Below are 14,964 nucleotides of genomic sequence, written 5' to 3'. Positions count from 1 at the left end.
AATCAGCTAACAAGTCTGACGCATCAAGGTCACCTTCTTCAATGGCTTTCAAGATAGCGTCCTTGCCAATCACTTCTTTAGCTGCCTTGATCGCTGCTTCCTTATCAGTGATAGTGGCATCTTTGTTGATGTCGTCGATTGTCTCTCTTTCAATTTTTTCTAGGGTAGCGCTTAAATCTGAGCGAACTTTAGCTACATCAACCTGAGCCTCTTTATCAGCTTCGTCTAACTTAGCTTGGTCTTCATCTGTGAATTCTGATACAGGTTCAACTACTGTTTTGTGCTCGCTCGTATCTGCTGGCCAGTCTACAATAACATCACCAATCTCCAAATCCTCATCTGCGATAGCCTTCAAAAGGTCTTCTTTACCGATCTCTTCTTTGGCTTCTTTGATGGCCGTTTCTTTATCGGTGATTGAAGCGTCTTTTTTAATATCTTCAATTACAGCATTTTCAAGAGATTCTAGGGCTTGAACCAGAGCATCCGTCGCTTGAGAAACTTGTTCTTTGGCATCTTTTTCAGCATGGTCTAGTAGAGTCTTCTCCTCAGTAGATAATTTTTTATTAGTTTGAATCTCAGGGCCTGTTACCACAGCCTTATCTTCTGCACCTTCTGGCAATTCAGCGATGATATTATCTAAGCTAAGCTCTCCAGACTCAAGAGTATCTGAAATATACATCTTACCGATATATTCCTTCACAGCTTCAGCTGCCTCCTCTTTGTCCTCAATTGCTTCCTTATCCTTAATATCACTAATAGCCTGTTCCTCAAGTTCATCCAAAGCCTTCATCAACTCTTCTTTGGTCATCTTAGCTGAATTTGTCGCACCAGGATTAGCTGGACTAGCGTTTTCTGATCCCTTTTCAGTTTGAGCACCGCTCTCCCCTTCTGTTCCAGCTTGTGGTTGTGCAGGAACAACTGCCTGCTCTTCTGTTTTCCCTTCATCTGCCTTAACTACTGAAGGCTGTGAAACGAGTACACTAGCACCCAATACAGCTGCACTTGCTAAACTTGTTAAAATAACTTTCTTCTTGTCCATTAGACAATGCCCCTCTTATAGTTTTTTAATATTATTATATTATACTACTTAATGAACGTCAACTAATTCGATATCCATTTTAAAATTTTATGAACAAGAAGAAAGCTTGGATGATGTTTAAGAAACACTTCCTATTCTTACCCCATTTCTGTCTAGTCTGTAGCCATCAATAATCGTATTAACAGCTAAGGCTCCCGAAGCATCGACATAGTAATGTTTCCCCGAGACTTGGAACCATTGACTAGCTTTCATCCGGCCAGATTCCTCTAAGTAATACCAAGTTCCCTTGTCTTTAAGCCAGCCCGTCTGCATCTCACCCGAAGCCTTTAGATAATACCAGTGAGAGCCATCCTTAATCCAGCCAGTTGACATGGCCCCATTTTCTTTTAAATGATACCAATTGCTGTTAACTTTTTTCCATCCTGTTGCTAGCTTACCATTCTCTTGGTAATACCAACTCCCTCCTTCTTTTTTCCACCCATTCTCTGTATTGCTTAACTTTTCATACTTCACATATCTTCTAGAACCGCTATAAGACAAATAACCGAGCCACTTATAACCGTCCTTTTCAAGAACTTGATCATAACTCACACTCTCACCAGCATAATAGTAGTCAATAACCTGTCCTGTGCTTGATGGTTGGTCCATAATAGGCGATTTCCCCGTGAATACCATTGTCCCACTAGACGGAAGCTCTGAGCTACGAGCATTCTCACCCGCACTATGGCTAGTAGATAAATCCTTGAAATGAATAAAACCTGTCATCGAACTAGCCTTGACTTTTCGACGGTTATACTTTTCTCGAACCCCATAGTTATACTCTTCGATTTCAATCGTATCCCCCGACACATTTGATACCCAGGCCACGTGCCCATAATAACCTTCTGTCGACCAAGCAATAGCCCCAACTTCTGGCTTAGTATCCACACGGTAGCCTTCTCGCCTTGCACGATGTCCCCATTCATTTGCATTTCCATAGGCAGGAGGAATCTCAAAGCCATTTACACTACTCAAACGAAAGGCCGCAAAAGAGGTACACTGGCGAGAATACATCCGCCACTGATCGATTTCAACACTACCATTTTTGTAGTGAAGCGGATAGTCATCTCCACGCGCTACACTATCGGCCTGAACTGATTCTCCACCAAACAAAAAGGTACTTGTAACAAACAAAGTAGCCAGCCCTAAACCCAACTGAGTATATCTACTCTTCTTAACTCCTGATTTAAAAAACGTCATTCATTCTCCTTAATAATATAAATTTCCGAGGTTACCCTCGTTTATACTATTCGGGAGAAAAAGAAAAAAAGTGAGCAAAGCTCACTTCATTTTAGGATTCTTAGTCTAGATAGCGAATCAAGTTCTTTTCTGTCAAGATATCTGAGTAGGTGAAGGATTCAACATAGACATTGGCTTGTTTGTCTCCTTCAACATCCCCAAATTCAACGATAAATAGAGACGGATACACCTCAATTAGCTTACCCAATCTATTTTTTTGGCGCTTACGGCCATTCTCCAAAGTCATTTCAACGACTTGTCCCTCATGTGCCTTGATTTCTTCTTTGATTTTTTTCATCTTGGCTACATCTGTAAATGCATCTGACATCTTATGCCTCCCTCTTTGAGATACTTGAAAATTTATTGTATTCTTTTTGGAAAATCAATTCCACCGTTCCACGAGCCCCACTACGGTTTTTCTCGATAATAACCTCAACCTTGTTATTTGGAATTCCTTCCTCTTCTTCACCCGCACGATCGTAATAGTCGTCACGGTATAGAAAGGCTACGATATCCGCATCCTGCTCGATAGAACCCGATTCACGAATATCAGACAAGACTGGTCTCTTATCCTGACGCTGTTCCACTCCACGGGATAACTGACTAAGAGCAATGACTGGAACTTTTAGCTCCTTAGCTAGAATTTTCAACTGACGAGAAATTTCAGAGACTTCTTGTTGGCGGTTCTCACGACCAGTACCTGTGATAAGCTGTAGGTAGTCGATCAAAATCAAGCCTAGATTGCCTGTTTCTTGAGCCAATTTGCGTGAGCGCGAACGAATTTCCGTAATTCGAATCCCTGGCGTATCATCGATATAGATACTCGCGTTGGCTAGGTTCCCTTGAGCAATGGTATACTTTTGCCATTCCTCATCAGTCAATTGACCAGTACGGATAGAATGAGACTCCACCAAACCTTCTGCTGCCAGCATACGGTCTACTAGGCTTTCTGCACCCATTTCCAGTGAAAAAATAGCTACAGTTTTATCCAACTTGGTACCGATGTTCTGAGCAATATTTAAGGCAAAGGCTGTCTTACCAACCGCTGGACGCGCCGCTAGGATAATCAACTCCTCCTCGTGGAGACCTGTCGTCATATGGTCCAAATCACGATAGCCTGTAGCAATACCTGTGATATCCGTAGTTTGTTGTGACCGAACTTCTAGGTTCCCAAAGTTGATATTTAGAATATCACGGATGTTCTTGAAACCACTACGATTGGCGTTTTCGCTAACATCAATGAGTCCCTTTTCAGCCTGAGCGATGATTTCATCTGCAGGCTTAGAAGCCTTATAAGCTTGGTTGACAGACTCTGTCAACTTGGAAATCAAGCGACGTAGCATAGCCTTTTCGGCAACAATTTTAGCATAATACTCCGCATTGGCTGAAGTTGGTACAGAGTTGACAATTTCAACAAGGTAAGACAAGCCACCAATATTTTGGAGATCCCCTTGACTATCCAAAATCGTCCGAACTGTCGTCGCATCAATTGCTTCCCCACGATCCGACAAATCTACCATCGCTTGGAAAATCAACCGATGAGCATACTTAAAGAAGTCACGAGAATCAATGTATTCTCGGACAAAAACGAGCTTACTCTCATCTATAAAAATAGCCCCCAGAACAGATTGTTCTGCTAAAATATCCTGAGGTTGAACTCGCAGTTCCTCTACTTCTGCCATCCGACTTTCCTTCCTTTTACAATCTTGTCAAGAAGTTGTAAACTTAACCTTCTTTTACACGAAGATTGATGACACTTGTAACATCTTGATAGATCTTCACTGGTACATCAATCAAACCTACTGCTCGAATTGGTGCTTGCACTTGAATATTGCGTTTGTCAATCTTAATACCAAACTGCTTTTGCAATTCTTCTGCAATTTTCTTGTTAGTGATGGAGCCAAATGTACGGCCATCTGGTCCAACCTTTTCAACAAACTCTACAACTGTTTCTTCTGCTTCAAGCTTAGCCTTGATGGCTTTTGCTTCAGCAATCATTTCAGCATGAGCCTTTTCTTCTGATTTTTGTTTTCCACGCAACTCACCCACTGCTTGAGCAGTTGCTTCCTTGGCCAAATTCTTTTTAATCAGGAAGTTTTGAGCGTAGCCAGTTGGTACTTCCTTGATTTCGCCTTTCTTCCCTTTTCCTTTAACATCTGCTAAAAAGATTACTTTCATTCTTCTTTCTCCTTTTCCTTTAGTTCTTCCAAGATTAGTTGAGTCAATTTTTCTCCTGCTTCCGACAAACTCATATCCTCGATTTGCGCGGCAGCTAGATTAAAGTGACCTCCACCACCCAACTCTTCCATAATGCGTTGGACATTGATTTTACTACGACTTCGAGCCGAGATAGAGATAAATCCTTGTGTATTTTTTGCCAGAACGAAACTAGCCTCAATACCAGACATAGCCAGCATAGCATCGGCAGCCTTACTGATAACAACTGTGTCATAAGACATTGAGTCCTTAGCTTGGGCAATCAAGATATCTGAACCTAACTTACGACCTTGTAAAATGAGTTCATTTACCTCACGGTACTCTTCAAAATCTGTCGCAGCGATCTCCTGGATAGCAATACTGTCACTTCCCCGTGTTCTCAGATAGCTAGCCACATCAAAGGTTCGGCTCGTCACGCGAGATGTGAAATTCTTGGTATCCAGCATCATACCAGCCATCAAAACACTGGCCTGCATACGACTCAAACGATTTTTCTTAGAATTTTGGAACTGAATCAATTCTGTGACCAGCTCACTGGCACTACTTGCCCCACTTTCAATATAGGTGATGACTGCATTCTCAGGGAAATCCTGATCACGTCTATGATGGTCAATAACAATAGTTTGAGTGAACAAATCATAAAAATCTTTTGACAAAGTCAAAGCCGTCTTGGAATGATCCACCAGAATCAATAATGAACGGTTTGTAACTAACTTCATCGCATCTGTAAGAGATAAAAGTTTCGTGACATCTTCCTTCTTCAAGAACTGAATAGCACGTTTGATATCTGCTGGCATATGTTCTGCATCATAGACAGCATAACTGTTCTCAATAATATTACTTGCAAACAACTGCATACCGACAGCAGATCCCAAAGCATCCATATCTAGATTTTTATGACCGACTACAAAAACTTGGTCAACACTTCGAATCTTATCAGAAATGGCTGTCATCATGGCTCTGGTACGTGTACGAGTACGTTTGATAGATGCAGCAGTTCCTCCACCAAAGTAGACAGGATTCTTGGTTTCGTTATTTTCCTTGACCACCACCTGGTCACCACCGCGAACTTCTGCTAAGTTCAAGTTGAGCAAGGCAATTTTCCCTATCTCTTCATGGTTTCCATCACCATAAGAAAATCCCATACTTAAAGTTAGGGCTAGCTGCCTCTGTTTTGATTCTTCTCGGAAAGTATCAATAACGGAGAATTTATCATTCATCAATTCCTCTAGTACCGTGTAATCTGTGAATACATAAAAACGATCCATCCCCACACGGCGAGAAAACATAGCATACTTACTAGCAAATTCTGAAACAAAATTAGCTACAAAGCTATTGATATGGCTGATATCAGAGTCAGATGTCGCATCCTCCAAATCATCATAGTTATCTACTGAGATGACTCCAATGACTGGACGGCTAGTTACCAATTCGACAGTTGCTTCGTACTCCCCAGAAACATCAAAGAAATACAAAACACCCGAAGCCTTGTCCATATGAACAGCATATCGTGTTTCGCCCAAGGTAGCATACGAACCTGGATTCCCAACAGAAGCCTTGATGATGGTTTGAATTAACTCAACATCAATTTCGCCTTCTTCAGTAGTTAAAATCAGCTCAGCATAGGGATTAAACCATTCCACTTCTCCACTTGATAAGTCTAATTTCAGTACTCCCACCGGCATTTGATCAAGCAAAGTACTCAAGCTATTTTCGGCTTGGTGATTTACATATTGGATTTGTTCAATTTCGCTCTTTTCATACTGTTTTTTTTGCCAAACGAATAAAAGCAAATAAAGCAGTACAAATAAAAACAAAACAGTGATTGTTACAGCAAGATTATGTGAAAAAATAATCAGCAAAGTTAAGATTCCGAAAGTTGCAAGTCCTAGCAAGACTGCAGAAAACGGGATTAAATTATTTTTTTTCATTCTAAACCTCTTGCGCATTATTATATCACAAATGCCCTTAAAAAGCGACCCTTTAAAAGATGCAAGCCCTTCTTTCATGATTGATTTCTCTAACTTCAGACACAAAAGGAGGAGGGGATCATCACCCTCCTACCCACGTGTTCAGATCACTAACACCTAACGTTCCACGATAAGGGCAGTCCCCATCCCTCCTCCGATACAGAGAGTTGCTAACCCAGTTTTAGCATCTCGTTTCATCATCTCATGTACCAGCGTTACTAGGATACGGCAACCGGAGGCCCCAATTGGGTGACCAAGAGCAATGGCGCCACCATTGACGTTGACAATATCTGTGTTGAAACCAAGTGTTTTACCAACTGCACAAGCCTGGGCAGCAAAAGCTTCATTTGACTCAATCAAGTCGAGATCTTCAACTGTCAAATTGCCTTTTTCAAGAGCCTTGCGAGTCGCATAAATCGGTCCACATCCCATCATCTTAGGATCCAAACCTGCACTTGCATACGAACGAATGCGGGCAATCACTGAAAGTCCTAATTCTTCAGCTTTTTCAGCACTCATGATTAAGACAGCTGCTGCCCCGTCATTGATTCCTGAAGCATTTCCCGCTGTGACAGAACCGTCTTTTTTGAAAATAGGACCTAGCTTAGACAAACTCTCCAAGCTAGCATCTTTTCTAGGATATTCATCTGTATCAAAAACGATAGGATCGCCTTTGCGTTGAGGAATGACAACTGGAATAATCTCTTCTTTAAAGCGGCCAGATTCTATAGCTGCAACTGCTCGTTTTTGTGACTCTAAAGCAAGAGCATCTTGCTCTTCTCGACTGATGCCATATTCTTCAGCCACATTCTCGGCTGTAATTCCCATATGGTATTCGTTAAAGGCATCAGACAAACCATCCTTAATCATGGTATCTACCACTTTCGAATCTCCCATACGACCACCCCAACGGAAACTTGGCAAAACGTATGGAGCCTGACTCATGTTTTCTGCACCACCAGCTACGATAATATCTGCATCGCCACATCGAATCGCTTGAGCAGCCAACTGCACGGCCTTCAAACCGGAACCACAAACCTTATTGATGGCAAAGGCTGGTGTAAATTCAGGGAGTCCTGCATGAACGCTCATTTGACGAGCTACGTTTTGACCTAAACCTGCGCCTAGGACATTCCCCATAATCACTTCGTCTACCTGCTCTGGTTTGACATTGGCTTTTTCCAAAGCACTCTTAATAACCAAAGCTCCCAAATCAACAGCTGAAACATTCTTCAAACTTCCTCCAAAGGAGCCTATTGGAGTTCGCACTGCTGAAACAATCACCACGTCTTTCATAACTGCCCCCATTTATACCTTTTATAATAATGCAATATAAAAATGGTTTACACTGGTGTAAACCACTTTAAAAATTCTATTTTATGATTCTTTTACTTCTAACAAACCAACTTCACCATCTTCACGGCGATACAAAACATTAGTTGTTTGATCTTCTACATCTACATAAATAAAGAAATCATGTCCCAATAAATCCATTTGAAGAAGGGCTTCTTCTAAATCCATTGGCTTCAAATCAATTTGTTTTGAACGAACGACTTTGGGTTGCACAACATCTGCATCTTCAACTAGAGCATCTGTAAAGAGTTGACTTGTCGCAACTTTACTTTTATTCTTACGTTCGATTTTAGTTTTATTTTTACGAATCTGACGTTCAATTTTATCTGTTACAAGATCGATAGAACCATACATATCTTGGGAAATATCTTCAGCACGAAGAGTGATAGATCCAAGTGGAATTGTTACCTCAACCTTTGCTGTTTTTTCACGGTAAACTTTCAAGTTCACACGTGCATCCAACTCCTGCTCAGGTTGGAAATACTTTTCGATCTTTTCGAGTTTAGAAACTACATAATCACGAATTGCTTCTGTTACTTCTAGGTTTTCACCACGGATACTATATTTAATCATATAAGTACCTTCTTTCTAAACATTTTTGTTTTTCTAACTATATTATAACGCTTTCATTTTCATTTTGCAAATTTTTTCCTCATCTTACAAGGGAAAAAGTTTTAACTTCCAAAGCACCTGCTTCTTCCAAAAGTCGTTTCACACGATTCACAGTTGCCCCTGTTGTATAGATGTCATCAATCAGCAAAATCTTCTTAGGAAGTGAGATTCCATCTTTAATAAAAAATGGAATTTCAGTAGCTAACCTTTCCAAACGGCTTTTAGAAGAACTAGCGCTCTCTTCTCTTTTTCCTAATATATCTTTAAAAGAAAAGCCTGCTGCCTCAACCAAACCTTCAACCTGGTTAAATCCCCTCTCAAGCAATCTTTCAGGACTTAGGGGAATCAAAACAAATTGATAACCTCTATACTTTTTCAACTCCTCAGCAAGAACAGAAGCAAAAACTTTTCTAAGCAAAAAATCGCCATCAAACTTATATCGACTGAAAAAGTCTTTCATAGCTTGATTATAGGTAAAGATTGCCTTATGATCAACCTGAATTCCTTCTTTACACCAAAGTTTACAATCTTGACACTTAGTTGACATGCCTTTTTTCATACAGTTTGGGCAATAATTCTCACCAATCTTCTCAAAACTAGAAGCACAAGCTGAGCAAAGATAACTGCAGTCATCTTTTAAAATGAAGAGACTGCTAAAAGTCAGTTCACTCTTTGTAGTCTGGTCACATAGTAAACAGTTCATAACCCTGCCTCCTTGTTCATCTGCTTGATTTCCTTGATTGCCTTTTTGATGGAAGCATTTAATCCATCATGAAAGAAGAGCAACTCACCAGTTGGTCTATCCATACTGCGTCCAACTCGCCCTCCAATCTGAATCAAACTAGACTTGGTAAAGAGACGATGATTAGCTTCTACTACGAAAACATCTACACAAGGGAAGGTAACTCCGCGTTCCAATATTGTCGTACTGATCAGTATCGTCAACTCTCCATCTCGAAAAGCTTGCACCTGCTCTAATCGATTTTCTGTGACAGAAGATACAAAACCAATTTTCTCATCTGGGAAATACACCTGTAGTGTTTCTTTTAGTTTTTCGCCTTTCTTAATCTCTGATGTAAAAATTAGCAATGGATAACCTGTTCTTCTCTGTTTCTCAATATAAGTCTTTAACTTGGTTGATAACTGGCTTTTCTCTAAACAGCGATTAAAATCCGATAACCAGACTGGTTTAGGAATAATCAAAGGATTTCCATGAAACCGTCTCGGCAAGCTTAATCGTTTTAATTCTCCTGTGCGAACCTTCCTATCTAACTCATCTGTAGAAGTTGCTGTAAGGAATATCCTCAATCCATCCTCCTTTACACTATTCTTTACAGCATAGTAAAGCATAGTGTTGTCAACATAAGGAAAGGCATCTACCTCATCCACTATCAACAAATCAAAAGCATGATAAAATTTTAATAACTGATGAGTTGTTGCAATTACTAAGGGAGTTCGAAAATAGGGCTCTGATTCGCCATGGAGTAGCGCTATATCGCAAGCAAAGTCATTCTGCAGTCGCTTATACAGTTCTAAACATACATCAATTCGAGGACTGGCCAAACAAACTGCACCACCATCATCAATCACTTTAGCTACAACTTGATAGATCATCTCTGTCTTTCCAGCTCCTGTCACAGCATGAACTAAAGTCGGTTCTTTCTTTTCGACTGCTCGAATCAACCCCTCTGATACCTTTTCCTGAAAAGGGGTTAACTGACCACACCATTTGAGAACATCTTGCTTAGGAAAATCTTCCTGCGGAAAATAGTACAAAGCTTGATCACTCCTGACTCGCTTCATCAGCAAACACTCCCTACAATAGTAGGCACCAATAGGCAAATACCATTCTTCTAGAATCAAACTATTACAACGTTGACAAAACAGTTTCCCCTTCTCTTTTCTCATTGCTGGCAGTCTCACTGCTTCCTGTCGTTCTTCTTCCGTTAATTCTTTCTCAGTAAACAAGCGACCGAGATAATTTGGATTTACTTTCATACTTTAATATTCGTAAAAATATAGCGCTTTAGGTAATTTTTTAGTACAATTAAATCATGGAATTTAGAACAATTAAAGAGGATGGGCAGGTCCAAGAAGAAATCAAAAAATCACGCTTTATCTGTCATGCCAAGCGTGTCTATAGTGAAGAAGAAGCTCGTGACTTTATCACTGCTATCAAAAAAGAACACTACAAAGCCACCCATAACTGCTCTGCTTTTATTGTAGGGGAACGCAGTGAGATAAAGCGTACGAGTGATGATGGCGAACCTAGTGGTACTGCTGGAGTCCCTATGCTTGGCGTCTTAGAAAATCATAATCTTACCAATGTCTGCGTAGTAGTTACTCGTTACTTTGGTGGAATTAAGTTAGGCGCTGGAGGTTTGATTCGTGCTTACGCAGGTAGTGTGGCCTTGGCTGTCAAAGAAATTGGCATTATTGAAATCAAAGAGCAGGCTGGCATAGCCATTCAGATGTCTTACGCTCAGTATCAAGAATATGGCAATTTCCTTAGAGAGCATCATCTCATGGAGCTGGATACAAACTTTACAGATCAAGTTGATACAATGATTTATGTTGATAAGGAAGAGAAAGAAAATATTAAGTCTGCTCTTGTAGAGTTTTTTAATGGAAAGGTTACTTTAACAGATCAAGGTTTACGAGAAGTTGAAGTTCCTGTAAACTTAGTGTAAATAAAGGAGAAATACATGGTGTTTGGAAAATTTATTCAAGGACTTGCTGGTAACTTCAGCGAGGAAAACAAAGAGACTCTTATCAAAGAATATGGTCAATATCTACTAGAGAATGAAGAAATTCAAAGTGGATATAAACTTATTCGCGATTCCATCATCTTTACAAATATTCGTATTATTTTTACAGATAAGCAAGGTGCCACTGGTCGCAAGGTGTCTGTTAAGTCACTCTTTTTGATGAACATTGTAAACGTTGAAATGGAAACTGCTGGAGCAGGTATAGATGATAGTGAGATTACGATTACTTATTTAGAAAATATCTCTCTTAAAGCACATAATGAGCATCTGAGTTTCCATAAATTTGAATTCCCTAAAAAAACGGACATCCTCCCTCTTTACACCTATTTATTAGAATTGGCTTATCACAATCGATTAAAAATTAATGGCTTAGACCTTTGATATAAAAAAATCCTATCACTTTGATAGGATTTCTATATTTTACAAATAGCCTTAAGCGCGTTATACTAGTATCATCTTATACAAAGAGGTATATCTATGACTATTTATAATAATATCACTGAACTTATTGGACAAACACCGATTGTTAAACTCAACAACATTGTTCCAGAGGGTGCTGCAGACGTCTATGTTAAACTAGAAGCTTTTAACCCTGGATCGTCAGTAAAAGACCGTATTGCCCTTAGCATGATTGAAAAAGCAGAACAAGATGGTATTCTAAAACCGGGAGCTACTATTGTTGAAGCAACGAGTGGAAACACTGGTATCGGTCTTTCATGGGTTGGTGCCGCTAAAGGATATAAAGTTGTTATCGTCATGCCTGAAACGATGAGTGTGGAACGACGCAAGATTATCCAAGCCTATGGTGCTGAACTCGTCCTTACTCCTGGTAGCGAAGGAATGAAAGGGGCTATTGCCAAAGCTCAGGAAATCGCCGCTGAACGAGACGGCTTCCTTCCACTCCAATTTAATAATCCAGCTAATCCAGAAGTACACGAAAGAACAACAGGAGCTGAAATACTGGCTGCTTTCGGTTCTGATGGACTAGATGCTTTTGTAGGTGGTGTTGGCACCGGTGGAACGATCTCAGGTGTTTCTCACGCTCTTAAAGCAGCAAATTCAAACATTCAAGTTTATGCAGTTGAGGCAGACGAGTCAGCTATCTTGTCTGGTGAAAAACCAGGACCTCACAAAATTCAAGGCATCTCAGCTGGATTTATTCCTGAAACACTTGATACAAAAGCCTATGATGGTATCGTTCGCGTAACGTCAGATGATGCTCTAGCGCTTGGCCGTGAAATTGGTGGAAAAGAAGGCTTCCTGGTTGGGATTTCTTCAGCTGCAGCAATTTACGGGGCAATTGAGGTTGCCAAGAAATTAGGTACAGGTAAGAAAGTCCTTGCTTTAGCACCAGATAACGGCGAACGTTATTTGTCTACAGCACTCTATGAATTTGAAGTGTAACCTCCTAAATACACTTAGCCCTTATTAAAGGGCTTTTTGTTTACTCATACAGAATCTACTCTCTAGACCAAAAGAAAAAGGAAGCAATTTGCTTCCTTTTCTATTAGTTATTCAAGGCTGCTGCCATTGTAGCTGCAACTTCTGCTTCAAAGTCGTTTGCAGCTTTCTCGATACCTTCACCAACTTCAAAGCGAGCGAACTCAACTACTGAAGCATTTACTGATTCAAGGTAAGCTTCAACTGTCTTGCTGTCATCCATGATGTATACTTGTGCAAGAAGTGTGTATGCTTGGTCAACTTTGGTGTTGTCAAGCATGAAGCGGTCCATTTTACCTGGGATGATTTTGTCCCAGATTTTTTCTGGTTTGCCTTCTGCAGCCAACTCAGCTTTGATATCAGCTTCAGCTTGAGCAATCACTTCATCAGACAATTGTGCTTTTGATCCATACTTCAAGTGTGGAAGAGCTGGTTTACCAACCATTGCACGGCTTTCGTTATCTTGGTCGATTACGTGGTTCAATTGTGCCAACTCATCTTTAACGAATTGCTCATCCAATTCTTTGTAAGAAAGAACTGTTGGTTTCATCGCAGCAATGTGCATTGAGATTTGTTTAGCAAGCGCTTCGTCTCCACCTTCGATTACAGAGATAACACCGATACGTCCACCATTGTGTTGGTATGCTCCGAAGTGTTGTGCATCTGTTTTTTCAAGCAAAGCAAAACGACGGAATGAGATTTTTTCACCGATTGTAGCTGTTGCAGATACATATGCAGCTTCAAGAGTTTCACCTGAAGGCATTGTCAAAGCAAGAGCTTCTTCGTTGTTAGCTGGTTTTCCTTCAGCGATTACTTTAGCTGTTGCGTTTACCAAGTCAACGAATTGAGCGTTTTTCGCAACGAAGTCAGTTTCGGCATTTACTTCAACTACTGCTGCAACGTTACCGTTAACAAATACACCAGTCAAACCTTCAGCTGCAACACGGTCAGCTTTCTTAGCTGCCTTCGCCATACCTTTTTCACGAAGCAATTCAATCGCTTTTTCGATGTCACCGTCTGTTTCTACAAGCGCTTTTTTAGCGTCCATAACACCGGCACCAGATTTTTCACGCAACTCTTTTACAAGTTTAGCTGTAATTTCTGCCATTTTGATTCTCCTATATTTTTTAAAAATAGGAGAGCTGGGCTAGGCCCCGCCCTCCTAGGTAATTACTATTTATATGAATTAAGCGTTGTCGCCTTCTACAACTTCAACGATTTCTTCGATTGAGTCAGCTTGAGCTTCTGAAGCTGCAAATTCTGCTTCAACTGCTGCTGCGTCTTCACCTTGACGTCCTTCGATGATAGCGTCAGCCAATTTAGCTGTGATCAATTTAACAGCGCGGATAGCGTCATCGTTAGCTGGGATGATTACATCGATATCGTCTGGGTCAGTATTTGTGTCAACCATCGCTACAACTGGGATACCCAATTTTTTAGCTTCTTTAACAGCGATTTGTTCTTTATGTGGGTCAACTACGTACATTACATCAGGGATACGAGGCATGTCTTCGATACCACCCAAGAATTTTTCAAGACGTGCACGTTGTTTATTAAGAAGTGCAACTTCTTTCTTAGGAAGAACGTCGAAGATTCCTTCTTCTTCCATACGTTTGATTTCTTTCAAACGAGCAATACGTTTTTGGATAGTTCCCCAGTTAGTAAGAGTTCCACCCAACCAACGGTGGTTGATGTAGTATTGACCTGAACGTTCTGCTTCTTCTTTAACAGCGTCAGCAGCTTGTTTTTTAGTACCAACAAACAATACAACTGCATCGTTAGCTGCTGCATCACGCATAAAGTCGTATGCTTGGTCAGCGTATTTTACAGTTTGTTGCAAGTCGATAACGTGGATTCCGTTACGCTCAGTGAAGATGTACTTAGCCATCTTAGGGTTCCAGCGACGAGTTTGGTGACCAAAGTGTACACCAGCCTCAAGAAGTTGTTTCATTGAAATTACTGCCATGAGTATTTCTCCTTTTTGTTTTTTTCCTCTCCTCGACTTCAACTTGCAAAACGACCCGAGGGCAACAGTTTCACAATTCATCAAGAATGAGTATTATCGTTTACACGACAAGTTTCATTTTACCACATTTTAACGATATTTTCAAGTGGTTTTGCTAGTTTTTAGCCTAACTTAAGACTAAAAAAGAAAAGAGACTCAAATCGAGCCTCTTCGTTTCATTCATTAATTTGGATAGATGTATGTTACGTAACCTTCAGAAGTTGTAGTTGGGTTGAACCATCCACGTTTGTTACCGATTGTACGATCTCCACCATAGTTTGA

Annotated in this window: 14 protein-coding genes and 1 pseudogene; 3 read left to right on the top strand and 12 right to left on the bottom strand. The window is 40.4% G+C overall.

What is annotated here, in order from left to right; all coding sequences use genetic code 11:
* The 10 genes and pseudogenes from GMD3S_RS0208830 to GMD3S_RS0208785 form a co-directional block, all read right to left on the bottom strand.
* Positions 1-1,039: pseudogene (locus GMD3S_RS0208830) on the bottom strand (SIALI-17 repeat-containing surface protein); the annotation flags it as partial.
* 117 nt (positions 1,040-1,156) lie between these two features.
* Positions 1,157-2,278, bottom strand: coding sequence for an SH3 domain-containing protein (locus GMD3S_RS0208825; protein ID WP_000142563.1), 1,122 nt, complete (start codon positions 2,276-2,278; stop codon positions 1,157-1,159).
* Positions 2,279-2,378: 100 nt separating this feature from the next.
* The gene (locus GMD3S_RS0208820; RefSeq protein WP_001278165.1) at positions 2,379-2,645 is read right to left on the bottom strand and encodes a Veg family protein; all 267 of its coding nucleotides are present in this window, start codon (positions 2,643-2,645) and stop codon (positions 2,379-2,381) included.
* A gap of 1 nt (position 2,646) precedes the next feature.
* Positions 2,647-3,999 (bottom strand): replicative DNA helicase, encoded by a 1,353-nt coding sequence (dnaB, locus tag GMD3S_RS0208815; RefSeq protein WP_000852478.1) that lies wholly within the window; start codon positions 3,997-3,999, stop codon positions 2,647-2,649.
* A gap of 43 nt (positions 4,000-4,042) precedes the next feature.
* A complete protein-coding gene (gene rplI, locus GMD3S_RS0208810; protein WP_000864211.1) occupies positions 4,043-4,495 on the bottom strand; it encodes a 50S ribosomal protein L9 in 453 nt (150 codons plus the stop codon).
* The gene (locus GMD3S_RS0208805; RefSeq protein ID WP_000739982.1) at positions 4,492-6,465 is read right to left on the bottom strand and encodes a DHH family phosphoesterase; all 1,974 of its coding nucleotides are present in this window, start codon (positions 6,463-6,465) and stop codon (positions 4,492-4,494) included. Before GMD3S_RS0208805 ends, rplI begins: the two co-directional genes overlap by 4 nt.
* 156 nt (positions 6,466-6,621) lie before the next feature.
* Entirely contained in the window at positions 6,622-7,800 is a 1,179-nt protein-coding gene (locus tag GMD3S_RS0208800; protein ID WP_008284495.1) for an acetyl-CoA C-acetyltransferase, read from the bottom strand.
* An 81-nt stretch (positions 7,801-7,881) separates the two neighbouring features.
* Positions 7,882-8,430 (bottom strand): ribosome hibernation-promoting factor, HPF/YfiA family, encoded by a 549-nt coding sequence (hpf, locus tag GMD3S_RS0208795; RefSeq protein WP_000599114.1) that lies wholly within the window; start codon positions 8,428-8,430, stop codon positions 7,882-7,884.
* 79 nt (positions 8,431-8,509) lie between these two features.
* Positions 8,510-9,172, bottom strand: coding sequence for a ComF family protein (locus tag GMD3S_RS0208790; protein ID WP_000995709.1), 663 nt, complete (start codon positions 9,170-9,172; stop codon positions 8,510-8,512).
* The gene (locus tag GMD3S_RS0208785) at positions 9,169-10,467 is read right to left on the bottom strand and encodes a DEAD/DEAH box helicase (RefSeq protein WP_000867705.1); all 1,299 of its coding nucleotides are present in this window, start codon (positions 10,465-10,467) and stop codon (positions 9,169-9,171) included. Before GMD3S_RS0208785 ends, GMD3S_RS0208790 begins: the two co-directional genes overlap by 4 nt.
* 56 nt (positions 10,468-10,523) lie before the next feature.
* Between GMD3S_RS0208785 and GMD3S_RS0208780 the strand changes: the two genes are divergently transcribed.
* The 3 genes from GMD3S_RS0208780 (at position 10,524) to cysK (ending at position 12,641) form a co-directional block, all read left to right on the top strand.
* Complete coding sequence (locus tag GMD3S_RS0208780) at positions 10,524-11,159, top strand: YigZ family protein (protein WP_000395752.1); 636 nt, start codon at positions 10,524-10,526, stop codon at positions 11,157-11,159.
* 15 nt (positions 11,160-11,174) lie between these two features.
* Positions 11,175-11,618: a PH domain-containing protein gene (locus GMD3S_RS0208775; RefSeq protein WP_000231197.1), complete on the top strand. Its 444-nt coding sequence runs from the start codon at positions 11,175-11,177 to the stop codon at positions 11,616-11,618.
* Between the two features lie 96 nt (positions 11,619-11,714).
* Positions 11,715-12,641, top strand: a complete 927-nt coding sequence (cysK, locus tag GMD3S_RS0208770; protein ID WP_000158480.1) for a cysteine synthase A — start codon at positions 11,715-11,717, stop codon at positions 12,639-12,641.
* 103 nt (positions 12,642-12,744) lie between these two features.
* On the opposite strand, the gene tsf is transcribed toward cysK, so the two are convergent.
* Positions 12,745-13,785 (bottom strand): translation elongation factor Ts, encoded by a 1,041-nt coding sequence (gene tsf, locus GMD3S_RS0208765; protein ID WP_000808056.1) that lies wholly within the window; start codon positions 13,783-13,785, stop codon positions 12,745-12,747.
* Positions 13,786-13,863: 78 nt separating this feature from the next.
* Positions 13,864-14,643, bottom strand: coding sequence for a 30S ribosomal protein S2 (gene rpsB / locus GMD3S_RS0208760; RefSeq protein ID WP_000268475.1), 780 nt, complete (start codon positions 14,641-14,643; stop codon positions 13,864-13,866).
* Between the last annotated feature and the right edge of the window lie 321 nt (positions 14,644-14,964).

Source organism: Streptococcus sp. GMD3S, from assembly GCF_000298695.2.
Classification (GTDB): domain Bacteria; phylum Bacillota; class Bacilli; order Lactobacillales; family Streptococcaceae; genus Streptococcus.
The sequence above is the reverse complement of the archived record's forward strand: the minus strand, read 5'-3'. Positions and strand labels throughout refer to the sequence as shown.

What these genes read in the sequence shown, in the direction of transcription:
- GMD3S_RS0208800 (WP_008284495.1), bottom strand. Translation starts at nt 7,800, where the DNA reads ATGAAAGACGTGGTGATTGTTTCAGCAGTGCGAACTCCAATAGGCTCC.
- cysK (WP_000158480.1), top strand. Translation starts at nt 11,715, where the DNA reads ATGACTATTTATAATAATATCACTGAACTTATTGGACAAACACCGATT.
- dnaB (WP_000852478.1), bottom strand. Translation starts at nt 3,999, where the DNA reads ATGGCAGAAGTAGAGGAACTGCGAGTTCAACCTCAGGATATTTTAGCA.
- GMD3S_RS0208805 (WP_000739982.1), bottom strand. Translation starts at nt 6,465, where the DNA reads ATGAAAAAAAATAATTTAATCCCGTTTTCTGCAGTCTTGCTAGGACTT.
- GMD3S_RS0208775 (WP_000231197.1), top strand. Translation starts at nt 11,175, where the DNA reads ATGGTGTTTGGAAAATTTATTCAAGGACTTGCTGGTAACTTCAGCGAG.
- GMD3S_RS0208785 (WP_000867705.1), bottom strand. Translation starts at nt 10,467, where the DNA reads ATGAAAGTAAATCCAAATTATCTCGGTCGCTTGTTTACTGAGAAAGAA.
- rplI (WP_000864211.1), bottom strand. Translation starts at nt 4,495, where the DNA reads ATGAAAGTAATCTTTTTAGCAGATGTTAAAGGAAAAGGGAAGAAAGGC.
- rpsB (WP_000268475.1), bottom strand. Translation starts at nt 14,643, where the DNA reads ATGGCAGTAATTTCAATGAAACAACTTCTTGAGGCTGGTGTACACTTT.
- tsf (WP_000808056.1), bottom strand. Translation starts at nt 13,785, where the DNA reads ATGGCAGAAATTACAGCTAAACTTGTAAAAGAGTTGCGTGAAAAATCT.
- GMD3S_RS0208825 (WP_000142563.1), bottom strand. Translation starts at nt 2,278, where the DNA reads ATGACGTTTTTTAAATCAGGAGTTAAGAAGAGTAGATATACTCAGTTG.
- hpf (WP_000599114.1), bottom strand. Translation starts at nt 8,430, where the DNA reads ATGATTAAATATAGTATCCGTGGTGAAAACCTAGAAGTAACAGAAGCA.
- GMD3S_RS0208820 (WP_001278165.1), bottom strand. Translation starts at nt 2,645, where the DNA reads ATGTCAGATGCATTTACAGATGTAGCCAAGATGAAAAAAATCAAAGAA.
- GMD3S_RS0208790 (WP_000995709.1), bottom strand. Translation starts at nt 9,172, where the DNA reads ATGAACTGTTTACTATGTGACCAGACTACAAAGAGTGAACTGACTTTT.
- GMD3S_RS0208780 (WP_000395752.1), top strand. Translation starts at nt 10,524, where the DNA reads ATGGAATTTAGAACAATTAAAGAGGATGGGCAGGTCCAAGAAGAAATC.